The following is a 23196-nucleotide window of genomic DNA, read 5'->3' on the forward strand; positions in this document are numbered from 1 at the left end:
ATATCTTCGTGTTGTTTGTTTCATTGCATAATCTCCTTACAGTCCCATCATTTCTCGGATAATACGGTCGCTCATCTTAACTGAGCCGACAAGGACGAGCATATTAAAGACAAGCTCTCCGATATATGCCCACACCTGCGTTACGGCTGCCGCACTTGTATCTACAACAGGCGGCGATGAAGCGAACACCGAGAAGATAATGCAGGCAAGCACGATGACCGCACCTTCAAGCAAAACTGCACAGTAGCTCTTGATAAAGGACTTGCCCACATTCTGCGAGGGTTCTCCCGCAAAGGTTGAAAGCGGAATCGGGGCAAGCGCCGTATACATATACAGCTTAAAGAAACGCCCGTAAACAGTCATAATAAGCAGGAACGAAAGGACTGTAATAAAAAGCCCGCCGATAAGCGTTACCGCCCATAGCGGAATGCTCTCAAAAAAGCCACAGTCCTCGATTGTCGTTACCATCTCAGCCGGGAGCGTTGTCTGCTGCGGCGAGCCGAAGCCTGCGGCGTTCATAATTGTTGTAATCGTACCTTGTACGATGTTAAACAGGGCAAGCATCAGCTCCATACCGTAGGTAATCGCACCTTTGGCAAGAGCGAACCTGATAAACAGCTTCAGTGCGTGTTCCGGTTTCTTTACATCGGAAAACGAACCGCAGGTTTTCACCATACCGACCACGAAAAACAAAACGAGCAGTGCCAAGCCGATAGCCTGGACAGCGCCGTTTATATTGACAATCACGCTCCATATACCGCCGCCTTTGAAGTTCTGCGGCGTCGTTGTGATAAGCGTCCATATTTCAGATAGCTTCTCATTCCAAGTTTCAAGGGCGTTTTCGAGATTTTGCACAACCCAGTTATCACTCAAATTGACGCACCTCCTTTACTAATTTGGGGCATATCCGATTTACGGATATGCCCCTTTTGAGTGTTTCCTTGCTTAACCTGTAATGAGAGTGAGGATTTCCTTTGCAAAGGTGATGATGACACCGCCTGCAAGGGTAAGGAAGCCGTTGGCTCTCTGCGAAGGATCGTGGGATTTCAGGGAAAGACCGACCTGAACAATACCGAAGCCGAGCAGGATAAGTCCGATTGCACGGATGAGTCCGAAAATGAAATCGGACAGATTGTTGATAACGGTCAGCGGATCTCCGCTTGCCGCAAATGCGGTCATAGACATACAGCCGATAAGTGCCATACAAAGCACAACGGCGCAGTAGACACGAAAGCCCTTTTTAACCTTTCCGGTCATAGGCAGCTTCTTGGTTTCCTTGTTGTTGGTTTTCTTAAAAATATTCATTGTGTTTACCTCCATAAATTTAATCATTTTCAAAGTCCTCGTCTGAGAGGAGTTCGTAATTGGTTTCTGCCACTTCTGTTTCGGGAGCCTTGTATTTATCAAAGCTCAGAAGCTCGATGGTAGCGACATCGGACTTCACTTCGCCGTGTTCGTAAACGCCGGCTTTTCCGTCTGCGGTCAGCGCCACATTGGGGTGCTTTAGAATATCGTATTTGAAATCAAGCACCGGACGCTCACCACGGATAAAAAGAATTGCGTAACGGTTATCAAGCATACGAACCTCGTCCGGGGTTAGCAGCTCTCGACCGCTGATTTGGTAGTTGGTTGAATAACTGCCGCTTCGACCTTCGCTTTTGCCGTAGGTGTTGGTATCAATCGTAGATTTGCCGAGCAGCTCGCTCACATATTTGTGTGTGGACTGTTCGTTGCCGCCTAAATACAAAAACTCGTCATGAGGTAAGGTTCAGCTTGTCCTTTACAGGACTTGCATCCCCTCCCTCCCAAACCGCACGTACACCTCTCGATGTATACGGCTTTCCGCTTATTATATTTGCGGTATTAAGAATGAATCAGTTTATGACATTCGGGGCATACCACAAGAGTTTTCCGTCTCCTTTTGCGCATAAGGAGTACCCACTCCGCATTGCCCTTTAAGTCTTTTAGTTTCTTTACTTGATGGATTTCCAGATTTCTGCAATCCTTTCCACAAAGTTCACAGGTATGGCGTTCCACTCTCTGTTTCAGAGTGTTGGTTTTAGCGTATTTTGAGAACTGCGGAAGTTCGCTCACATTGTCAAACTTCGTAGCTGATTCTTTTCGCTTAAACCCGTCTCTGTAAAAGGTTGTAGTTTTCCTTCCTGCTCTGGTATCGTATGCGATTGTAAACAGTCCTCCAACACAATATCTGCGCTTGATTTCGTGAACATTTGTTTTATACTTACAGGCAAATGTCTTGTACATACTGTACTTCATAAGATTGGCGAATCTGCCTATCTTAAAGGAATCATTTGCTATGGCATAGTAGTTATAAAGTCCACGAACTTCCGCATTATATTTTGCCAGAATCTCTATATCGCTTTGGTTTACCAGTTTTCCCCTGTGTAGGGCTACAAATCTTTCTTTTCCATTTTCGTTAATCTTGATTTTGATTGCATGATATTCCAGTAACTTTCCCACCCATTTTTCTCTGGGTACAAGTAGTTTCACCACTCCTGCATTGCTCCTGATTTTGTATCCTCCTGCGGATTTCTTTAAATCCTGACTTCTGGATACCGTAATGTCGTAGCCTAAAAATCTGGCTCTGTCTCCTGTATGTGTAACCTTCGTTTTGGTTTCGGACATTTCCAAATCCAGTTCTTCCCTGAGGAATCTGCCGACATCAGCTTTCATCTGTTCTGCGTCCGCTTTGCTCCCAATTACTCCAATAATAAAATCATCAGCGTAACGGGTGTACTGAATCCGTTTATACGTCTCATCTAAAGGTTCGGTAGGAGTTAGTTGTCGTGCTTGCTTTTCAAGCGTTTTCAAATGCTTATTGCGTTCCCAGCGTTCTTCTGGAGATAAATCCGCCCACTTCTTTTTGCCCATACATCTGTAATAGGATGCCTTTTTGACAACTTTATTGTAGTCGGAGTTCATTTGTTTCTTCTTTCCTCGGTTATATTTCTGTGCGTATTCTTCCATAAATTTGTCTAATTCATGGAGATACACGTTCGCAAGCACTGGACTGACGCCAGACCCCTGCGGTACACCGCTATATGTCCGATTGTACGTCCATTGCTCCAAATATCCTGCTTTTAGGAATTTCCAGATAAGTTGTAGGAACATTTCATCATCAATGCGTTTTCTCAGCAATCTGATGATTGTGTGGTGATTAAAACTGTCGAAGCAGGCGTGTATATCACCCTCAACAAACCAGTTCGTTCCCGTAAAGGTTTTCTGAATCTGGTATAATGCTGTCTGACAGCTTTTGTTTGGTCTGAACCCATGAGATGTTTTCTTAAACACAGGCTCATAAATGCTTTCTAAAATCATTTTCACTACTTCCTGCACCAGTTTGTCATTGCCCGACTGGATTCCCAACGGGCGCTTTTTATTGCTGTTTTTCTTAGCAATATATTCCCTGCGTGCAGGTTTTGGCAGGTAACTTTTATCTCGCATGGATTCAATAATCCTTTGGATTCTTTCGTCACTCATGCCATCAATGGTAGTTCCATCTGCACCGGCAGTCATACTGCCTGTGTTTGCATATATGTTTTTATATGCAAGCCAGTAGAACTCTGGATTGTACAGATTCCGATATAATCTCTGAAACCTGTAAGATTCATTCTTTGACTTTTCCGTCAAACTACTTAATACTTGGATTGGATTTCTCAATGCCTCTCGCACCGTCCTTTCATATCGTATTAGTAAATAAGCTGCTCCCCTTCGCCATGTGAACGCCATTAACGTCTCGGACTACTATGAGAGCTGTGTGACCATGCCCGTTACCGGGTTTAGGTCATCCCCAGTTAGTATTTATAGAATTAGCGTTTCGTGTTGTCGGCACCGACTTTCGCCATTTACCCGCTGTCTTGCGGTTGTCCTTCCATGAGTATCGCTTGCTTTCATAACTGCGAAATGAAACCAACATGGAATGGCATACGTTTCAATCCTTTTCGTATGCGGAGTGCGGATTCCCCCACTCTGGCTATCGTTCAGGCAGTTTAGCTTTATACCTCATACACGAATTTTTATTCTTGAATTTTCAGATACACAGGATTAGTACCTTATCATTCAGGCTCTCGTCTATTGACAAGAGCGACAACATGCTACACTCCCCTTCGGGTTTCCCCTCTCGGATAAGTTGTAGAATAATAGGTTGTGATTTTTCGTCACTTGATACTTTTACCTACTGCTTGCTAAAGGCAGTATTCCATAAATACCACGCCGCCGAATTTATAATGCGCTGGCGACTTCTGGGCGCACGCAGTTACCCACGATGCTTTCCCACTGCTTTTCAAACAGTGCTTTGAGCTGTGCCAAGTTCTGAAGGATAATACTGACAGATACCGAGCGAGAACGCATAACAGAAAGTATCTTGTCAAAGTCATCAGGCAAGCTAACATTGGCAAACTCGTCCATCAGGAAATGAACAGGGATAGGCAGGCTGCCGCCGTGAATATGGTCGGCGGAATAAAACAACTGCTGAAAAAGCTGTGTGTAAAGGATAGATACCAAGAAGTTAAAGCTCGTATCGTTATCAGGTATCAGGGCAAACAGTGCCGTTTTCTTTTCACCGAGAGTTTCAAGCTCCAGCTCATCGGTTGAGGTGAGTGAAGCAAGGCTTTCAAGGTTGAATTTCTCCAAACGGGCGGCAAGTGTAATCTGAATAGATTTCAGCGTTTTTGCCGAGCCTGAATGGTAGGAATGATAATACTTGAGTGCGATATGGTCGGGGTTCTCATATTCCAGTTCGGAAAAGAGATTATCAAGGGGCGAAGGTCTTGGTTCTTCCTCGTCCTCAATCGCACCGGCTCTGAGCATTTCCATTATCATTGCAAAATTCTGTTCATCTTCAGGAGCTTCGTAATGAAGATAGAATACAAGTGCAAGCAAAAGCATTGACGCTGCCGTGTCCCAAAAGGGATCGTTGCTTTGAGAACCCTTCGGCGTGGTACTCTTGAAAAGGTTAGTTACAAGCCTTTGAATATCGTTGTCACTGCGCAAGTAGACAAAGGGGTTGTAACAATGGCTCTTTTCCATAGAGATAAGGTCAAGAACCTTAATCTCATACCCCTTTGCTTCAAGCAGCTTTCCGACATCCCGGACAATTTCGCCTTTCGGATCGAGTATCACAAACGAGGTGTTAGCCTGCATCAGATTTGGCTTGCAATAAAATCGGGTTTTGCCTGCGCCCGATCCGCCGCACACAAGGGTGTTAAGATTGCGCCTGTGCTTTTTGGCGTTAAGTCCGATGCTAACATTCTGAGTCATCAGCTTATTTTCACTTTTGGGCGTTTGGCAGTATTTCTTATTGACAGCTCGTGCATCGCCCCATTTTGCCGAGCCGTGTTCCTCCCGGCGTCTGTAATTCCTGCGTGTTGAGAAATAAATGCCGATACCGAAGCCGTAGCACAAAAGCAAAACGAGGACAGTTTTTAGGCTGTCCTCGCAAAGCTCTATTTGGAACGGGTTATTAAATACTGTCATCAACTTCGGAAGTATCTCCGGCAAACCGCCTTTAACGGACGGTGCAATCAACAACGCAAGCCAGACTACGGGAAGTATGCCGATTACGGAAAGAATGACAGCAGACTGCTTATCATCTTGCTTCATCTCGGCGTTTTTCCTTTTCTATCACCTTGAACTTCTTTTGCGGGGCGTGACCGACCTTTACGATCAGTTCATCAACGGCGTCGGTAGACTTGCCCTCGCTGCGAAGGTCGTTGCGCTTCTCATTGAGGGAGTCAATCACGATACCGTGTTCATATTCGTCCAAAGCGACAAAGTGCTGGCGTTCTCTCATTTCTCTTTACCTCCGTTATCTGCTGTCACGGTCTTTGGAGCGTTCCTGCTTTTGGCGGTACATCTCCTCGGATACACGGGAATGGATTTCATTCATAGCCGTGCGGGTTTTGGAAAGCTCCGCACGGATTTCCTTCGGCTCTTTGTTCTTCCATTCCTCCGGGATACGGTTGATAGCAAAGTTTTTGGTGTCCACGCCGTACTTTTTGCAGAGCATATAGCCGACGCACATTGCCTGAAAGCCCATATCCTTGCGACTGTAAGAGTCGCTGTCGATAGAAAGCTGTGCGTGGCCGAGTTCCTGCGCTACGCACTGGCAGAGAGCAACGCTGTCGCCAATATCTTTCTTGACAAAAAGCGTCTGCTTCTCATTATCATAAAAGGCTCCCATCTGCGGATGCGGAAGTTCGGGTGCGACCTCCACGATAACCGGAGATGTGTCAATCATCACGGCAACGAGAGCCTGCGGATCACGGTTGACGGTAGGAGCCGGAGTCTGTCTGCCCTTGGTCTGCGATACATCAAAGACTTTTTTGACATTGTAGGAAACGCCCGGTGTACCGTCTGCCTTTGTGTACTCAACGGGTTCAAGAATGGAGATACTCTTTGCACCCTTATTGATAGATACCTTTTCCTCCGCCCAGTCACCGAAATCTTTAAGCTGGGTGGCTTTGGGGTACTGGTTATAAATCAGCAGAGCGTTTGCGGCGGAATAGCGGTCGAGCCTTGCCTGCGTATCAAGAAAGCCTCTGAACTTTTCGCCGTCCTGAACGATTGCGGTCGCCGTATCGTCAATCATCTGATAAACGGCGTCCTTTTCTGCCTGTTTCTTTGCTTTCCATTCTTCGGGGGAAAGCTGCGGCTGTCTGTAGCCGCCTTTATTCGGTTTGAAATTATTAGTCATTGTAGATTACCTCGCTTTGTTTTTATTTCTGTTTTTCTTTTTCTTGGGTTGCTGATGGGTGGTCTGATTGGTGCGGTTTTGGGACTTGGGTTTTTCTCCCGATTTATCAAGGTCGGTGCGGTCTGCTTCTTTTTCCGTTTTAGCCTGTGCCTTATACCGTTCGAGCTTTTCACGGACGGAAGGCTTTTCTTCGGCTGATTTGGAAATACCCTTATCAGATTTACCATCGACCTCGGCGGAGCTTTGCCTTGACGGAGGGTTTTTGTCCGTCTTGGCGACCGTGGGGTTTTCGTGAGATGCCCCGTCCTTCTGAATGGGCTTTCCCATTGCTTCCTCCACAATCCTTTCGCCCTTTGATTTGGTCGGCACTTCGTTTGCAAGCTCCTCACGCTGGGCAATACTCTTTTCCGCATTGGCAACGATGGAACCCTTGTCAACATTTCCGAGTTCAAAGCGGTCGAAGATACGCTGAATTTTAGAAGCGTCCTCCGCACGGGCGATAATATCCACCGGGGCGTTATCGTCCTTGCTGTATTTGTCCCTCAGCACGCAGTAAAGCACACCGTACTTCTTTGCCTGTTCGGTAAACTTCTTCAGGTCTTTATTCGGAACGGAAAAGACCTTGAGTTCCTTTCCCGATTTGAGCATATTGGTAAGGCGTGCTTTGCCTTTGGTTTTCTGTTCCTGCTTTAATACAGAAACAAGAAGAACGGTCAGCTCCTTCGCCGCCGTTCCCGTTAGTTTTGCAGCTACTTCAAAGCCTTCAAGCGAGAGCCTGACAACCTGTTCCGCTGCGTCACCGCCTGTATTCATAATCACGGTTCTCCTTTCTGTTGTTCTTGATTTTTTCTTCATCTGCAAGCACCGCATTTAAGTTCTCCCGCATAACGCCGGAACGTTCAGCGATACCGTCGCAGAGTCGAACTTCCTTTCGGAGTTCTTTGAGCCTTTCGGATAAGGCTGAAATCTGTTGCTTTTTGCCGGACAGCAAATCATCATCAGTATTTACTTTTCGTATTTCGTTTCGGAGATGTGTTCTGTCGGCAGTAAGGGTTTTGATTTCGTCCTCCACCTTTGACTTATATGAGAAAAGCTGCTCGGAGGTAGAGATGTGTTCTCTGCCGAGCAGCCTTACCTGTGCGGTTATTTGGTCGAGCTTCATCAGATCTTCACGGAGAAGATAATGAAGCCGAGCCGGATTTTGTTTTTGATACTTCGGCAGATAGCCTAACTTATAGCAGTAATGAAGGTACAGTCCGTACAGACCGCCGACCTTTCGTATCTTATGCTCCCGTGTCAAAAGGACATATTGCTTTGGGCGGTAGTAATAGCCTTTTTGAAACGGCTCTAACTTAACCCTGTTCCGGTTTCCATAGATACGCTCCTTTATGCGTTCGAGGGAATAGTCATCACCGAGCCTTGTCAGTCGGATATTCTTTTGGTATCCCTTTACCCTTAGTACCTGATACTTGTGGTTCGGGGAATCGTCAAAGGTCGCTCCCATCTGACGGAGAATATATTTGAAATCGGCATAACTGTTGCTCTTTGAAATGGCTTCATCAATCACAGCTTTCGCAGAGTCCACATAGTTGGGCATCCCTGCTTCGTGGAGCTTCCTGGCATAGTAGTTTTTGCCTGTGCCACGCTTCGGGTTTTCAATCACATCGAGCTGGTGCTGTCTGCAAAGTTCGTCTGCAATGTGCCGGAAATACCGCCAATGCTTCTCGTTGTTCTGCATACGCTTTCCGTCAACAAAGGAAACGGAGTTCACAACAAAGTGGCAATGCAGGTGCTTGGTGTTCAGGTGGGTTGTTACCACAACCTGAAATCTGTCGCCCCACACACGCTTGGCAAATTCCGTCCCGATCTGCTGTGCCAGTTCGGGAGTGATGTTCGGTTCGTCCTTAAAGCTCAGATACCCGTGATAAGCTTGGATACCGTCGCATTTGTCAAACTGCTCCTTAACCGTTACGAACTGGTCACGGGCAGTCGAAGCATTACAGTTAATGCCGCCTACATAAAACTCTCGCTCGGTCTTTTCCTCGTCCTTGGCGTACTGCAAAACATCGGCAAGCGCCTGATACTGCTCCGGCGAATATTCTTTTGCCGCCGTCTTTTCGGGATTGGTCGCATAGTCAATCACTTGGTCGAGGCGGACTGTCACTTTCCATATCTTGCTTACTGCCATTTCATCTCACTCTTTTCGGGACGGAGAAACTGTCGCTCCACATCCGCCTGAAACTTATGCCAGCGCTCGGCTTCCTTCTGAAGTTTCTGTGCATCGACAAAGCTGAGTGAGTTCGCCTGTGCCGCAAGTTGATTGATGTTGTTGCCGATAGAGGATAACTGACGCATCACATCATAGAAACGCTCGTCAGGTCGCTCCTTCGGCTCGTACCCACGCACAAGTAATCTCACAAGTGCGGCTTCGGTCAGGCAGGTTTTCTTGGCTTTCTTTTGCAAGTCCTGTGCTTCGTCACGGGAAAACCAAAACTGCTTCTTAACAGTTCTTCTTTTCATTTGCTTCGACCTCCTTTTTCATAGAATCAGTTTTGTAAAGTCGGTTGATTTGCAGGCAGCACATAAAGACAACGCCTATACAGCCGCCAAGCAAAAGTCCGACGATGAATAAGATAAATTCTGTCATATAGAAAATCCTTTCTTATTGGGGTATTAGGGGCAACCCCTAACAAGCGATTTACTGTTTTTTGCCCGATAGGAGTAAAAACAGTCTGCTTGCTAAGATAATGCAGGCTCTCCGGGTTGCCCCGTTTCTCTTTGAGATCAGCGTTCCGCTTCTTTGGTTTTAGGCTTAAAAGGAACGGCGACAATCTCGCCGTTTACCTTTGCAATGCGTTCGGGATATTTGAATTTCTCCTTGTATTTCTCCGCAAGGTTCTTCGGCAAACTCTGAAAGTTTTCCGATTCGATAGGTGCGTAAGCGATAAAGAACTGCCCGAAAATGATGTCAAGCATTTCACGGGAGTTCTCTTTCATATAGCACTTTTCAATCTTCCAACCGTTCTCGCCGCCGTGTTCGGCAGACATATATCCGTCCAAACGCAGACAGGGATCAGTCCCGTCAAGGCAGGAAGCATAGATGGAATAGCCGCCCATGCCGGACTGAAACGCCTTGTTGTTTGAGCTGATCACATAGGTTCTGGACTCCTCACTGTACGGTTTATCGAAGCTGTCCTCGGTAAAAACGACATACCCGGTGAGGTGTTCCTTACGGTTGTTCTCGGCTTCTCGGAAGCGTTTCGTCATTTCCTGATAGCTCATTTCCACCGTTTCCGGCTCGGCATAAACTGCACGGTTTGGCAGCATACCGTTCATCTTGCTTTCATCATTACAGATGATTGCGACCTCGTCCTCAAAGGGCATATATTCTTCAATATCGCCGCTGACAATTTTCTGCATTGCCTCAAGGCTGTCCTCAATTTCAATCATCTTCGGGTACTTGTTCGGCTCAACAAGCAGTACGGAAATCATATTTTTCTTTTCTGTATCCGTAAAAGTCCTGCCGAGCTGACAGTCCTTCGGCTCAAAATCAATGGGCTTAAAGCCGACACTGTCGCAGAAATAAAAGCAATGCGGGTGCATCGGATCTTCCATCACTTCCACCACATCGGACACCGAAAGGGAACGGTCTTTGTACCCTTCGGGGTGGTTCAGATTAAACATCTGATACACATCTTCGAGGGTTTGGCAGTCAACCTCGCCGTCAAAAACCTTATCGTAGATTTTGGAATCGACCGATTGACTGCCTTGCAGCTTTTCTAAAAGCTCGTATCTCATAAAGGCGACATTGTTGGTGTCACGCTTCATATTGACCTGATAAATTCGTATATTCATCGTTCAAAACTCCTTTGCTTTGATTTGTAAATTCCTAATTTCATACAAAGAAAGTCATTGAAGTCCTTGCCGAATTTCGGTGGACTGTCAATGACTTCATAGCGGTCGGACAGAATGATTTGAAGCGCCTGCGTCGCTTTTCTTCCGACCTCATCATTATCAAAGTGAAGCATGATCCGCTTGATGTCCGGGTGGCTTTTCAAGAACCCTTCCACCGCTGCGGGGACTTTGCTTTCTTCGATTTTTTCTCTCGGTGCATAAACACCGGCAAGGGAAACAAGGTTTTCTTTTCGCCAATCATCTCCGTTCATTTTGATTAAGGTCGCATAGGAAAGAGCGTCAATCGCACATTCAAACAGGTGGACTTCCGAATTGTTTGAGCCTTCAAGACGGAAAGAATAGTGCTTGTCACTTCCCGATGCGTCACCCATAAGTCTTGATTTGTTGGTGGCTCGGTAGGCAGCATAGCGTGGCGTTCCTTTCTCGTCTTTACCTACAAACACAGCATTGTGATATGGCAGGCTCTCAAAAATCAGCCCCTTTTGTATGCAATGCGTGATGATTTCAAAGTCGATGCCCCTGCTAAAAAGGTACTCTGTAATTCTATCTGTGGAAGCACTTTTAGGGGGCAGTTTGAGTTCTTTCGGCGTTTCTTTTTGGGGAGTGCAGTAATCAGTCGGAAGTGCCACCTTGCAGCCCATAATCGTTTCTACGGCTTCAAGAAAGGAAAGACCTTTGACCTTTACGAGATAATCGAGGGCAGAATTGCCCCCGATACCTCTTGACCACCACATCCATTTGCCGTTGGAAATCTTCAAGCTGTCGTGAGTGCGGGTGGTGTAGGTGTTACCGGAAAACCTCACAAGCTCATTCGGCTCATAGGCTCTCAGGTAAGTGAGTAAATCCATCCGCCTTGCTTCCGTAATAACCTCCGGCGCAATATACGGCATTTACTTCACCTGCTTTCACGCTGTTTTTCTCTGCGCTCTTTTACAACATCTTTGGCAGTATCGTCAATCGAGTCACGCAGCATAGCTGTCTCGGATACATCCGATTTGAGCCAGTCCTGATACGCCCTGTCCAACGGGTATTTTTCGAGGTACAGTGCCTTTGCTTCTTTCTGATCACGCTGGCTATCCTCCAAAATGCAAAGAATGTTTTCCTTTATGACTTTCTCATAAGCTCTCTCAATGACCTGTTCACTCGGCAATTCTTTCAGCTCGGCAATCAGATCATCGTATTCTTTCTGCGCCTTTTCATAGAGCAGATCGTTATAATCAACCGCCATTTTCATCAACTCCTTTCATCGTTCACGGTCTTTGCTTTTCGGCGTCGGTTCTTCGTCGCCCTCATCAGGCTCGCCGCCGACAATCTCATTCTCACGCTTATCCACATTGAGAAGTGCGTTGAGTTCGTTCAGTCTTGCAGTTTTAGTTTTGAGTTCTTCTTCCTGATTGAACGGTTTTTCCACATCGACCTTTGCCGTTTCAAACTGTGTTTTAACATTTTCAAGCTCCTGTTCGTTTATCTCCAAACGCTTAGGAAGTCCCTCAAGAGCGTTATCCAAACGGGTAATATTACCGAAGGTGTCCGTGCCGAGCGACACGGAATAACCGAGTTCGCCCTTGAGTTTGACCTTGTATTCCTTCGCAAAGGTATCAAAGGAAAGCTCTGTCTGAAAGCCACGGTACTCTCCGAGAGGAACCGGATTGGGACTCGTCATAGCCTGACACGCATCAAGAATTGCATTGCCGGCGTCCGCTTTCTCAGAATAAAAAACACCCTTGACCGTCATTCCGATAAAGCTATCGTCAAGCGGTTTCGGGTGCTGTTTTGCTCTCTCTATATCGGATTTCAAGCCCGCAATCGTATCAGTTCGTCTTGCGATTTCCTGCGGATAGAACTTGATGATCTTATCTTCAAGAGCATATCTTTCAGAGAGAAAATTGGATTTCAGCAAGCGCAGTTTCTGCACCTGAATATCCAAGTCCATTTTCTCTTTGATATACGGATTGCCTGTCGCAAGCATTTTGATTTCAGCATAGGACAGTGCGGTTTCGTCAATATCCTCGCAGGAACGGACAGGCGATTTGCTCGTCATAATCTGCGAAGCGAACTTCTGCTTTCCCTCCACGAGCTGATAAAGGTAGGCATCAAAGGTTTCTTCAGTAACGAAACGGTAAATATCTACCTCAAGGTTTTCGTTGCCCTGACGGATACTTCTGCCGAGACGCTGTTCCAAATCGGAAGGTCGCCACGGACAGTCGAGGTCGCTGGATGCGGCAAGTTTATTCTGCACATTAGTACCTGCACCCATCTTCTGAGTGCTGCCCATAAGGATACGGACATCACCTTTGCGAACTTTTTTGAACAGCTCCAGTTTCTTCGTTTCGGTGTCTGCTTCGTGAATGAATTTTATTTCCTCGGCGGGTACTCCACGCTCTATGAGTTTCTTACGAATATCATCATACACGGAGAAGTTTCCGTCATTCTTCGGGGTGGAAAGGTCACAGAAGAACAACTGTGTCAGCCGTTTTTCCTTTCCTTTTTCCCAAGTTTCAAACATTGCGTCCACACAAGCGTTCAGCTTACTGCCCTCAAAGTCGGGGAGCATCGGGTTGATAAGCCGTTGGTCAAGAGCCAGCTTTCTGCCGTCGTTGGTGATTTTCAGCATATTATCTACGCTTGCGTCCACCATACCGTTGCGTACTTTTTCTGCTCGCTCTGCAAGCTCGGCTACCATCTGCTTTTGGATTTCAGACGGCTTAACCGAGATATTGTGATAGACTGCTTTCGGCACAGGCAAGTCAAGCATATCTGCGGTTTTTATGTCCGCAACCTCTTTGAACATCGCCATCAGTTCAGGCAGGTTATAGAACCTTGCAAACCTTGTCTTTGCCCGGTAGCCTGTTCCTTCGGGTGTCAGCTCCACCGCCGTAACGGTTTCGCCAAAGGTGGATGCCCACGCATCAAAGTGTTGCAGATTGTTTTCCACGAGCGTGTTGTACTGCAAATATCTCTGAATGGTGTAAAGCTCCACCATAGAATTGGAGATCGGCGTTCCGGTTGCAAATACCGTACCACGACCGCCCGTAATCTCGTCAAGGTAGCGGCACTTCATAAAAAGGTCGCTGGATTTTTGCGCTTCGGTCTGTGCGATACCGCCGACATTCCTCATTTTTGTATAGAGGAAAAGGTTCTTGTAGTAATGGCTTTCATCTATGAAAAGCCTGTCCACGCCAAGTTCCTCAAAGGTCACAACATCGTCCTTTTTAGACTGGTCGTTGAGCTTGTCGAGCTTCTGCTTAACGGACTTTTTCGTGCGTTCCAACTGCTTGACCGAGAAATTATCTCCTCGGTTTCTTTTCAGGTCAGCAATGCCGTTGGTGACTTCTTCAAGCTGCTGTTCAAGGATGGCTCTCTGCCGTTCAATGCTCATCGGGATTTTCTCAAACTGAGAATGCCCGATGATGATAGCATCGTAATCCCCGGTAGCAATTCGACCGCAGAACCTTTTGCGGTTTTTGGTTTCAAAGTCCTTTTTCGTAGCCACCAAAATATTTGCGGACGGATAGAGCTGCAAGAACTCCGACGCCCATTGTTCGGTGAGGTGGTTCGGGACTACGAACAGCGATTTACTGCATAATCCGAGCCGTTTCGATTCCATAGCAGCCGCTGTCATTTCAAAGGTTTTGCCTGCACCGACGGCGTGTGCAAGGAGCGTATTGCCGCCGTAAAGGATATGCGCTACCGCATTTCTTTGGTGTTCCCGCAGTTCTATTTCGGGGTTCATACCGTTAAAGGTAATGTGGCTTCCGTCGTACTCACGGGGACGGATACTGTTGAACTTTTCGTTGTAGAGCTTGCATAGTCTTTCTCTGCGCTCAGGATCAGACCATATCCAGTCCTGAAAGCCCTGCTTGATAAGCTCCTGCTTTGCCTGAGCGATTGCAGTTTCCTTTTTATTCAGGATTGCTTTCTTTTTGCCGTCTGCATCTTCCTCATAATCGAAGATACGCACATCCTTCAGGTTCAGCGTTTCCTCGATAATCTTGTAAGCATTGATACGGCTTGTGCCATAGGTGCTGTACGCTTTGACATTTCCTCGGTCGTAGGATTTGCCCTCGATATTCCATTCTCCAGTGTACTCGGAAAAATGGATTTTGATGTTCCACTGTGCATATCTCGGCGTTCCCAAGAACTCAAACACAAACTGCTCGACAATCTCAGGCGGCAGCCAAGTCGCACCGAGGCGGACGGAAATCTCACTTGCCGTCAGGTCTTTCGGCTGCACCTTTTGGAGCGCTTCCACATTGATACTGTATTCTTCAGGTGAAAGCTGTGCCGATTTTTTTGCCCAGGCGAGCTTCTCGCGGACATTGCCGGAGAGGTATTCGTCAGCCATAAGGTACTTTGCTTCGGTGCTGTTGCCGTACCCGTACATCGGGTTAAGGAAGATAACGCCCTTTAGATCTTCGTAGATTTCTGCTTCGGTCTTTCCTGAAAGCTGACACATATATTCCATATCTACACACGCTTTTTCGCCCATAGATACGGCAAGTGCTTCGCTCGAAGTGTCAACCGAAGTAACGGGAGTGTGCGGCTTAATCGTTCTCTTAAAGAACATATCTGCCTTACGCTCAAGGTTTCCTTCATCGTCCAAGATTTCAAGAGCCGAGAGCAAAGAGTACGAGCTGTCCTGCGAGAAAGCCGAAGTGTTGGCTCTGCTATTAAGCAGCCCATACTTGCTTGTAAAGGTGTCGTAGAGCGTGTTTAATCGCTCCTGCTCGGCTTTTATCTCGTAGTCAGGGTAATCTTCCGTCTGCAATTCAATCAGGTTTCTAACGGCATCACGAATGGTTATCATACCCTTAATTCGGTTTTCGGCAGTAGCAGAAACATCCACCGGAGTCATTCTTGAGTTCTCACGGAAGTAGATTTTATCGTCTACCACCGTATAAGAGAAGTTCCTAACCGTAGGATCGGCGGGGATAGAGTTATCTTCTTCGGTCAGCTCATCTTCAACCTCATAAGCAGTAACTTCACCGTGAATGTTGGCGATTGCTTCGCTCAACTGTTCTTCAAGGTCTGCACCCTCATAAGGCACACAAGATGGTTCAGGGCCGAACCGTCCTGATACCATCTGCATCTCACCGAGTATCATTTCGGGGTGGTCGACAAAGTAACTGTTCATCGGTATGCCGTTCTCGTCTGTGCCAAGATGCACCCAATCAGGCTCTATATCTATCAAGCGGTCACGCTTCTGCAAGATAAGAATATCCGAAACGACTTCCGTTCCGGCATTGCCCTTAAAGGTGTTGTTAGGCAGACGAATTGCACCGAGCAAGTCAGCTCTCTGTGCGATATACTTACGGACTGCGGGGTTTTCCTTATCCATTGTGCCTTTGCTCGTTATGAGTGCCATAACGCCGCCCGGTCGCAATTTGTCGAGGGACTTTGCAAAGAAGTAGTCGTGGATCAGGAACTTGTACTTGTCATATCTCTTATCGGGAACTTTGAAATCCCCGAAAGGCACATTACCTACAACGGCGTCAAAGAAGCTGTCGGGGAGATTTGCCTCCTCAAAGCCTTGTGCGGCAATAGAGGTTTTTTGATAAAGCTGCTGTGCGATACCCGCCGAAACGGTATCAAGCTCAACGCCATAGATTTTACTCTCGCTCATTGAGTCGGGCAGCATACCGATAAAATGACCGATACCGCAGGAAGGCTCCAAGATATTGCCCTCACGAAAACCTAACTGCTCCATAGCCTTATATACGGCTTTAATAACCGTAGGTGGGGTGTAGAAAGCCGTCAGGGTGCTTTCTCTTGCGGAGTCGTATTCTTCCGGTGTCAAGATATTTTTGAGCATCGCATACTCGGTATGCCAAGCTCCCGCACGTTCATCAAACGCTTCGGGGATACCGCCCCAACCGACATATCTCGACAAGATTTTCTGCTCGTCAGGAGTGGCAAAGCGGTTTTCTTGCTGACATCTTTTCAAGACCGTAATCGCCGCATAGTTACGGTGAAAACGCTCTTTTTTGTTTACCTCCGTAATTTCGTTGTTGGCAAGGTCAAAGTTGTGTCGTTCGGACATTGGAATTTCAGGGTGCAGGTCAAAGGATTGCACCTTGCTTTTCTTTGGCTGCTCCCAAGCGGGAACAACGGGGGCAGAAGCCTTTTCCACACGCTCAATTTCTTCTTCGGACAGGTAAACAAGGTCATCAAAGGAAAGGTTCTTCAGACCTCGCTCGGTCATATCCTCAAGACTGTCATACTGTTCGGTGCGGATAACCGTACCGTCAACAAGGGTTTCAATCTTGAAGTCTACAAGGTTGACATTCGCCTGAATTTCGTGCTTGTCATCTTCGGTGGTTGTGTATGCCACATTGACTTCGGAAAGGTTAGAGTAGTCCGCACCTTCGTCACGCTCAAATTCTTCTCGACAGTATTCGTCAATAATTTCCTTTGCAATATCAAGGGAAGATTTCAGATATGGACTGTCGATAATCTCAACGCCCTGCGGCGGCGGATCAAGCTGAGAGATAAAGTCCTGCTGAATAGTCGTTCCGTCCCTGTCCTTATACAGAACAATTTTCATCGGAACGCCGTAGTAATTTTCTTCCTTAATGTCCTTTTCAAACTGATAGGGACTTGTGTATTCGATACTCTCACGAACACGCCCGTCCGTATGAAGGTAATCAATTCTGCCGATAGGCTTTGACTCCACCGGAGCTTCCTTATTCTGAGAAACAATGGAAAGAACCTTGCGCTCGCTGCCGTCAACGGTTGATACAGTAAGGTCAAAACCTCTGTCGGTCAGCATATTCATATAGGTTTCGAGGGTGTGCTGCGGGAAGCCCACCATAGGAACTCTCTCGCTGTCGCTTATCGCACGGGAGGTCATCACAAGGTCAAGAGCTTCAGCAACCTTTTGTGCGTCCTCGCCATAGGCTTCATAAAAATCCCCAACCTGATACAAAACAAGGCTGTCGGGATTTTCGGCTTTCACCGCAAGATAACTTCTATACGGTTCTCGCACTCGGTTGTCCTTAACAGGAACGCCGTTATGCTCGGATAGTTCCGTAAAGTCCTTCAAGAGTTTATCACGGATACCAAGAACGCCACCGTCATCCTCAAAGACAAAGGCTTCTTCCACAAGGAATTTGTAGAACTCCTGACCGTGCCACTCATTGTCCATACTGTCCTTTGCGACAAGACCGGCGCTGTCATATTCAAGTACAACATCATCAATTTTCAGGGCGGAGAGAACATCGTAGAGGATTTCTGTTTCACGGTCATAAACCGGCAATGCGTTCGGCTCATTCTGCCCAGCCATTCTGTTAAGTTCTGCTTGATGTTCCGCTTCAAATTGCTGAATATCCTTGTGGATTTTGAGAATGTTTTCGGGTGTGAACTCGGTATAGTCGCAGTCCATCTCATAGTCGTTTTCCGCTTCCATAAAGAAAGGCGTGTTGATGTCAGCCAAAAACTGATCCGACATTTCTTCAAGGTCGGCAACAAACCTATCCGTGTTTTCGGGATGATTCGCAATATCATACTGCTCGATGAGTTCTTCAAAAACAGTGAAGCTCAAATCACCTGAGACATACTGACCACCGGCATTTGCGTCGGGATTAAAATATATCCAATGAACAAGGTCGTTTCCGCTATCCAAAGATATTCTCACCTTTGTGTTGTCCGTGATTTCTTCGGCTGGTAAAACCTTTACTTTCAGGTGGTCGTTCATCGGGTTTTCCTGAACCTTTTGGTCGAACTCGGCTCTTGTCATTTCCTTATTGAACAATGGGAACTGCGTATCATAGAGCATTACCCGGTCCTTATCAAAGGACAGAATTTCATACTCGTTTGCACCGAGATAAACGGTGTTGCCAAGATGATATTCATATCTTTCGTTGCTCGATTCCGGCTCTTTCTTTTCGGACGGTGCAGTAGAAAGGATTTCTCGCTTTCTGCGTTCCTCTGCGGCTTCGGCTCTGCGAATTTCGTGTTGCTCAAGCCACGCCGGATAGAGTTCCTTTTCTTTCGGGTTCAGGTATCTATCCATTTTGATAAGCTCAGAAATGCGCTTTTCAACCTGATTCCAATTCAGAAGCACTTTGACTTCTTCGCCGTTTGCATTCTTCGAGATTTTGATGCCTTTGCCATCGTGCTGCTCGTCAATGCCCGTTCCGGTGATAACGGGGTAAGAACCGCCCCAACCGTATTCATTTTTCAGGAAATCCACATTTTCTTTCTTTGAAAGGCTCTTTTGGAACTGCTCATAAATGCGGAACTTTCCCTCCGACACGCCGCTTCCACGGGTGAGAACAGCGTCGATAATCTCCTGAGAAAAGGAAAAAGCAGAGGGTTTCGTTACCTCTGCTTCGTAATTGAGCATTAAGCTCATCTGCCCGTCCATAGAGGGCAGGGGTTTCATTGTGTCCTGAAGCTCGCCCAAAAGACGCATTGCTTCAAAATGTTTGGCTATCACGCCCCAGTCGTAAAAGCTCTGCTTTGTACGGCTAAGATAACTACCTTCCCAAAGCTGAAGCACATTCTGATAAGTCTTGTAGCCGACTCGTCTGCCGTCGCCCAGTATCACTTCGGTAAAATCATTATTGAAAATACTCTTGATATACTCGGTGCGCTTGTCCTCGTCGGCTACACTTTCGTAAAATGCACGGATTTCATCTTTGGTGGCTTTCAGGTGGGGTGTGGTTGCAAGGATTTCACGGATAGTATCATCGTGACCGAAGAACGGAAGGGTTCTGTCCTCGTTGCTTCGGTCGTAATACTCTAAGCGAAGATTACTTCCTTCATCACGATTTCCTGAACTCGGCTCTTCAGGTTGTTCATCTTCCGAACCCAACTCATCATATCCGTCGCTTTCAGGCTCTCGGTCAATCCTTCCTTCGCCGCCATCTCTTTCGTCAGGCGTTCCTCCATTTCGGTCGCCGTCTGTTCGATCTGCGTCAGATGCTCGCTCAGCTTGCAGCTCGTCAGGAGATTGTAGTACAGCACCTTGCGGTTCTCTTTCAGGTACTTCGCCCTCATTCGGGAGTACCGTCCCATCGGCGCTTCCGGCTGTTCCGGCAGCTCCAAATTGGGCAGTCTGTAATCGCCCTGCATCGTGTATGTCAGCTCGTTCATTTTGTGGACTCCTTTCTGTGTTTTGATTTCTGCCTATATTGTAATCAGGCTTTCTGTTTTCCGCAATTATGCGATTTTGCCTTTCAAGGGACATCACTGTTTTTGCAATTTCGGTAAGTCCCATTTCGGCAATGTCGCTGGTGGCAAAGCCCAGGGCATTAAGCGTACCGGGCGTATTGAAATTGATAATATCCTCAAAATCTTCACGCTCGAAATATTCCTCTGTATCAATGCCAAGCCGTTCCATCATCATATATGCCACGCTGTTGGTAACAACTTTTCTGTATATGGTGGAAATATTGTCCTCGTCCAGTTCCTCCAAGAAGCTGTCGTTTACAGAGTATAGCAAATCACGGGTATAATCGGGAAGATTATCCTCGGCGGCATTTTGTGCCGCACTCATCACTGCGTCCGCAAGGCTTTGGCTGTTATCCAGCGTTCCGAAGGTGCTTTCAAGGGTTTCGGTGATTTCCTGCTCATATTCCGGCTTCATTTCCCAAATGGGAACGGGACGGGAATACTTGCTCGGATGGGTGTCGGAAATATCGAAGTAATGGATAAGGCGCTGGCGGCTCCTGCTTGCATCGTCAAAGACCGCAATACCCGTCGCACCTCGATTAACCCATCGACCGAAAGTGCCGTTCCAACGCTCAATTTCAAGAACTGCGGTAGCGTCCGGTCGCTGTGCGAACACCAAAAGCTGTTCATCAAAGCGCAGCTTATAGTTTCTGCAAGCAGAAGTCAAAAAGGCTTCCCAATTCTGCGGAGAGGATACCACCGTCTTGCAGGTACGGTCGTACAGTTCGGAAATAAGGTCATACTTACGAGCCATCGGGAAACACCTCCTTATCTTTCATATTCTTTGTTCCGTTTTGGCTTTACGGGTTCTCCGTTTTCGTCATAGTTTTTCGGATCGGCGGCAGGGACTTTCCACCCAAACATAGAGCCTGCCTTCATTGCCTCGGCTTGCCCCTTTGTAACACCGAGCTTACGGTTCATAGAGTCGGCAAGCTCTTTCATTTCACCGGGAACGCCGTCTGTCAGGTCTGTTTTGTAATATCCGGTTTCGCCCTTTTTGATAATGCCGATTTCATTGCTCGTCGGCAAGTACACATAGCATTGCTCCGGCAGAGAGGAACGAAACGGAATAACGGTATTGCCGTTTTGCTCCATTCTCTCGGCAAATTCGCAGATATGATAAAGATTGTCGCCCACCTCAAGGTGGTAATCGTCGATATATCTGCACTCTCTGTCGAAATGCTCGCCGCTGCTTAAAGTTATGCGGATTTTATCTCCGTCAGGGATAGTGAACTGCTCTTTGTAGTGCAGATCAATAAAGCGAATACCTTTTTCGGCTTTTTGCAGATGATTGTCAAGCCACTCACGCTGATAGCAATAGCAGTACAGATTGTACTCTCCACGGTTTGGATTTAACCGCATAAGGTAGGAATACCGCTTGGTATCAACACGGACGCCGTAATGGTTACGGTCATCCTCGTAGCTGCTTTCGGGGTGTTCATAGCAGAATTTTGACATAGCACTTCTGCCGCTTAAAAACTCGCCGTCCCCGAAACGGTAGGAGTTTATCACCAAGTCAAATTCCTTTTTGAAATCGTCGGTCTTTAAGTCCTTTCTGAAATCGTTCCAAGTGGAATAAAACTCTTTGCCCGTACTGCCGAAATCTGCTCTTAAATACCCGATAAGTCCCGTCTGCATAGAAATCTGCTGGCTTTGGCGGAAGGTATATTTTCTTTCGGCAGGGGTCATAATTCGGTAATCCATATTTTCACCTCGCTCTCTCGATATTTTTCTTTTGCCGGGGAATATCGAACCCGTAAACGGCGGCAATTTCATCACCGAGCCGCCTTGTCACTCTCGTTATATCGGCTCGTGTTGCCTTGCCATCGTAAATCTTTGCTTTGAGATTTTCAATCTGACTGTCTGTTGCGGTGTCCTTATACACACGGTAGAGGTAGTGATTTGTTCCGTCGTGGTGAACGGCGTCGGCACGGAGATCTCCGTACTTATCCACATACCACTCGCACATATCCATTTCGGAATACAAACAGTCTTTAATATTGCCTGTCTTGATTTCCGCATATCCGTCATAACGACCGTCCCAACGCCCGATGTCCGCCACAACCAAGATGGGCTGTGAGAGCTGAACATTCAGGTTCATACGCTCGTCACCGAGATAGTCGGAATTGATTTCGTACATTTTCTGTATCAGTTCATCTTCGGACAGGTCGGGGTACTGTTCTTCAAGGTCTGCCCGCCAGTTCTCAAAATCAAGGTGAATATTGCTCCAGATAATATGGCGGTCATTCTGCTTGCTGCTCATCTGTACCACCGCCTAAGTAGGAGAACAGCTTGCCCGCTTTGGTTGCTTTCTGAAGCTCCATAATCACCGTCATATCCTGAATGGTGATGTTCGGGATTTTCAAAATGCTTTCCATAGAAAGTCCCTGCAAGTCCTTTTCGGTTCTGCATTTTGCGTCAAAGAGCTTGTTTAAGACTTTGACCTTCTGCTGAAGGGTAATTGTATCTTTCATAGGTCTATACCTCCTTATCGTTCTCTGTCTTTGTTTTTATGGCTTCGGTTCATAGCATCAATTTTTTCTTTTGCCCAGTCCGGCATACATTCGGGCTTTACCTCGCCCATAACATCCATTCGTTCAAATCGGGTGTTTTTCCCGGTATGAAGATTGGTGCAGAACACAGCGCTTCCACGGCTGTTTGCCGAAGCACCGAAACCGCCTGTTACCAAGTAGAGCTGTCTGTCGGCTCTCTGAAATTCAGGTTTTAATACCTTTGGATCAATGGCAATAACCTTGCCGTTGATGTCTTTGGAATAATGGTCGGGGATACAGTCGGTTTCCGTTATCAGAGTGATTGGAATATCCAGCTTTTTGACCTGTTCTTTGAACAGCTCCGCTTCATTTGCCACACGGCTACCGAAAATGTGGGCAATATCAATATAGTCATCGCTTACCACACATTCCTTGCACAGTTCAAAAAGGTCGTTTCGCTCCACAAAGCCGCACAAAAATTTCGCTCCGTCCGTGCTTTGCTCATTGGAGGCAATGATGATTTCCTTTTCTCCTACATTGACCGAACTGAGTACCGTATAATCTCCGATCATTCGTTTTTCTTTGCCCATTGCCTTACCCTCCGTTAATGTTGATTACGATTACAACAGAGCCGTCCTGATCATTGGCGCTGTTGCGGGAAAGCTCAGGAAACAGGGACTGCACACGCTGCCTTGCTCTGCGAATAGACTCAAAGCACGGAAGTCCGTATGCCTTGTAGTTATATGCCAAATCTTCAAGCGGAAGCTCGCCTGCACGAAGATAGTCGGCGTATCGGTTGTAGTAGCGGTAGAAAAGCAGCATATCCTCATTTCTCGTTTCGGGACAGTCCCGAAGGATTTGCAGAACCCGACTTTCAACTGTTTTCATTGTTTTCATAGG

General features: G+C 46.9%; 18 protein-coding genes and 2 pseudogenes. All 20 read right to left on the reverse strand.

The genetic code is table 11. The annotated features are described in order from the left end of the window. Positions 1 to 36: 36 nt before the first annotated feature. Positions 37 to 873 (reverse strand): hypothetical protein, encoded by an 837-nt coding sequence (locus tag KTH89_RS11365; RefSeq protein ID WP_131779281.1) that lies wholly within the window; start codon positions 871 to 873, stop codon positions 37 to 39. Positions 874 to 945: 72 nt separating this feature from the next. Further along, positions 946 to 1305: a glutamyl-tRNA amidotransferase gene (locus KTH89_RS11370; protein ID WP_238721791.1), complete on the reverse strand. Its 360-nt coding sequence runs from the start codon at positions 1303 to 1305 to the stop codon at positions 946 to 948. Positions 1306 to 1324: 19 nt separating this feature from the next. Then, positions 1325 to 1756: pseudogene (locus tag KTH89_RS11375) on the reverse strand (type IV secretory system conjugative DNA transfer family protein); the annotation flags it as partial. Positions 1757 to 1863: 107 nt separating this feature from the next. Beyond that, positions 1864 to 3681, reverse strand: a complete 1818-nt coding sequence (locus tag KTH89_RS11380; RefSeq protein ID WP_330656677.1) for a reverse transcriptase/maturase family protein — start codon at positions 3679 to 3681, stop codon at positions 1864 to 1866. 591 nt (positions 3682 to 4272) lie between these two features. Further along, positions 4273 to 5622 (reverse strand): annotated as a pseudogene (locus tag KTH89_RS11385) (VirD4-like conjugal transfer protein, CD1115 family); the annotation flags it as partial. Next, the gene (locus KTH89_RS11390; RefSeq protein WP_131779288.1) at positions 5609 to 5812 is read right to left on the reverse strand and encodes a hypothetical protein; all 204 of its coding nucleotides are present in this window, start codon (positions 5810 to 5812) and stop codon (positions 5609 to 5611) included. The pseudogene KTH89_RS11385 and the gene KTH89_RS11390, both read right to left, overlap by 14 nt. Before the next feature lie 15 nt (positions 5813 to 5827). Further along, positions 5828 to 6715, reverse strand: coding sequence for an LtrC-like protein (locus tag KTH89_RS11395; protein ID WP_238721795.1), 888 nt, complete (start codon positions 6713 to 6715; stop codon positions 5828 to 5830). A 6-nt stretch (positions 6716 to 6721) separates the two neighbouring features. Continuing rightward, a complete protein-coding gene (locus KTH89_RS11400) occupies positions 6722 to 7528 on the reverse strand; it encodes a PcfB family protein (protein ID WP_131779292.1) in 807 nt (268 codons plus the stop codon). Further along, positions 7512 to 8903 (reverse strand): relaxase/mobilization nuclease domain-containing protein, encoded by a 1392-nt coding sequence (locus tag KTH89_RS11405; protein WP_238721797.1) that lies wholly within the window; start codon positions 8901 to 8903, stop codon positions 7512 to 7514. The genes KTH89_RS11400 and KTH89_RS11405 overlap by 17 nt, the downstream gene beginning before the upstream one ends. Continuing rightward, positions 8894 to 9235 carry a MobC family plasmid mobilization relaxosome protein gene (locus KTH89_RS11410; RefSeq protein ID WP_131779297.1) on the reverse strand — a complete coding sequence of 114 codons (342 nt, stop codon included), beginning with the start codon at positions 9233 to 9235 and terminating at the stop codon, positions 8894 to 8896. Before KTH89_RS11410 ends, KTH89_RS11405 begins: the two co-directional genes overlap by 10 nt. Further along, positions 9216 to 9362: a DUF3789 domain-containing protein gene (locus tag KTH89_RS11415; protein ID WP_131779299.1), complete on the reverse strand. Its 147-nt coding sequence runs from the start codon at positions 9360 to 9362 to the stop codon at positions 9216 to 9218. Before KTH89_RS11415 ends, KTH89_RS11410 begins: the two co-directional genes overlap by 20 nt. 137 nt (positions 9363 to 9499) lie before the next feature. Continuing rightward, positions 9500 to 10570: a YodL domain-containing protein gene (locus KTH89_RS11420; protein WP_238721799.1), complete on the reverse strand. Its 1071-nt coding sequence runs from the start codon at positions 10568 to 10570 to the stop codon at positions 9500 to 9502. Beyond that, positions 10567 to 11520 (reverse strand): DUF3991 and toprim domain-containing protein, encoded by a 954-nt coding sequence (locus KTH89_RS11425; RefSeq protein ID WP_238721801.1) that lies wholly within the window; start codon positions 11518 to 11520, stop codon positions 10567 to 10569. The genes KTH89_RS11420 and KTH89_RS11425 overlap by 4 nt, the downstream gene beginning before the upstream one ends. A 5-nt stretch (positions 11521 to 11525) precedes the next feature. Then, positions 11526 to 11858, reverse strand: a complete 333-nt coding sequence (locus KTH89_RS11430) for a DUF3848 domain-containing protein (protein ID WP_165487134.1) — start codon at positions 11856 to 11858, stop codon at positions 11526 to 11528. Positions 11859 to 11873: 15 nt separating this feature from the next. Beyond that, positions 11874 to 20558 carry a MutS N-terminal domain-containing protein gene (locus KTH89_RS11435; protein WP_456298705.1) on the reverse strand — a complete coding sequence of 2895 codons (8685 nt, stop codon included), beginning with the start codon at positions 20556 to 20558 and terminating at the stop codon, positions 11874 to 11876. Between the two features lie 14 nt (positions 20559 to 20572). After that, positions 20573 to 21508, reverse strand: a complete 936-nt coding sequence (locus KTH89_RS11445) for a hypothetical protein (protein WP_238721803.1) — start codon at positions 21506 to 21508, stop codon at positions 20573 to 20575. Between the two features lie 4 nt (positions 21509 to 21512). Next, complete coding sequence (locus KTH89_RS11450) at positions 21513 to 22067, reverse strand: HMG-box domain-containing protein (RefSeq protein ID WP_238721804.1); 555 nt, start codon at positions 22065 to 22067, stop codon at positions 21513 to 21515. Then, positions 22048 to 22278, reverse strand: coding sequence for a hypothetical protein (locus tag KTH89_RS11455; RefSeq protein WP_238721805.1), 231 nt, complete (start codon positions 22276 to 22278; stop codon positions 22048 to 22050). The genes KTH89_RS11450 and KTH89_RS11455 overlap by 20 nt, the downstream gene beginning before the upstream one ends. Before the next feature lie 14 nt (positions 22279 to 22292). Continuing rightward, a complete protein-coding gene (locus KTH89_RS11460) occupies positions 22293 to 22886 on the reverse strand; it encodes a hypothetical protein (protein WP_238721806.1) in 594 nt (197 codons plus the stop codon). 4 nt (positions 22887 to 22890) lie between these two features. Then, entirely contained in the window at positions 22891 to 23193 is a 303-nt protein-coding gene (locus KTH89_RS11465; protein WP_238721807.1) for a hypothetical protein, read from the reverse strand. Between the last annotated feature and the right edge of the window lie 3 nt (positions 23194 to 23196).

The sequence above is a fragment of the Diplocloster agilis genome (genome assembly GCF_019042275.1).
In the GTDB taxonomy this organism is placed as follows: Bacteria; Bacillota; Clostridia; order Lachnospirales; family Lachnospiraceae; genus Diplocloster; species Diplocloster agilis.

Coding starts and splice junctions, on each gene's coding strand:
- KTH89_RS11405 (WP_238721797.1), bottom strand. CDS start 8,903: ATGGCAGTAAGCAAGATATGGAAAGTGACAGTCCGCCTCGACCAAGTG.
- KTH89_RS11415 (WP_131779299.1), bottom strand. CDS start 9,362: ATGACAGAATTTATCTTATTCATCGTCGGACTTTTGCTTGGCGGCTGT.
- KTH89_RS11410 (WP_131779297.1), bottom strand. CDS start 9,235: ATGAAAAGAAGAACTGTTAAGAAGCAGTTTTGGTTTTCCCGTGACGAA.
- KTH89_RS11465 (WP_238721807.1), bottom strand. CDS start 23,193: ATGAAAACAATGAAAACAGTTGAAAGTCGGGTTCTGCAAATCCTTCGG.
- KTH89_RS11420 (WP_238721799.1), bottom strand. CDS start 10,570: ATGAATATACGAATTTATCAGGTCAATATGAAGCGTGACACCAACAAT.
- KTH89_RS11455 (WP_238721805.1), bottom strand. CDS start 22,278: ATGAAAGATACAATTACCCTTCAGCAGAAGGTCAAAGTCTTAAACAAG.
- KTH89_RS11435 (WP_456298705.1), bottom strand. CDS start 20,558: ATGGCTCGTAAGTATGACCTTATTTCCGAACTGTACGACCGTACCTGC.
- KTH89_RS11370 (WP_238721791.1), bottom strand. CDS start 1,305: ATGAATATTTTTAAGAAAACCAACAACAAGGAAACCAAGAAGCTGCCT.
- KTH89_RS11460 (WP_238721806.1), bottom strand. CDS start 22,886: ATGGGCAAAGAAAAACGAATGATCGGAGATTATACGGTACTCAGTTCG.
- KTH89_RS11430 (WP_165487134.1), bottom strand. CDS start 11,858: ATGGCGGTTGATTATAACGATCTGCTCTATGAAAAGGCGCAGAAAGAA.
- KTH89_RS11400 (WP_131779292.1), bottom strand. CDS start 7,528: ATGAATACAGGCGGTGACGCAGCGGAACAGGTTGTCAGGCTCTCGCTT.
- KTH89_RS11450 (WP_238721804.1), bottom strand. CDS start 22,067: ATGAGCAGCAAGCAGAATGACCGCCATATTATCTGGAGCAATATTCAC.
- KTH89_RS11395 (WP_238721795.1), bottom strand. CDS start 6,715: ATGACTAATAATTTCAAACCGAATAAAGGCGGCTACAGACAGCCGCAG.
- KTH89_RS11425 (WP_238721801.1), bottom strand. CDS start 11,520: ATGCCGTATATTGCGCCGGAGGTTATTACGGAAGCAAGGCGGATGGAT.
- KTH89_RS11445 (WP_238721803.1), bottom strand. CDS start 21,508: ATGGATTACCGAATTATGACCCCTGCCGAAAGAAAATATACCTTCCGC.
- KTH89_RS11390 (WP_131779288.1), bottom strand. CDS start 5,812: ATGAGAGAACGCCAGCACTTTGTCGCTTTGGACGAATATGAACACGGT.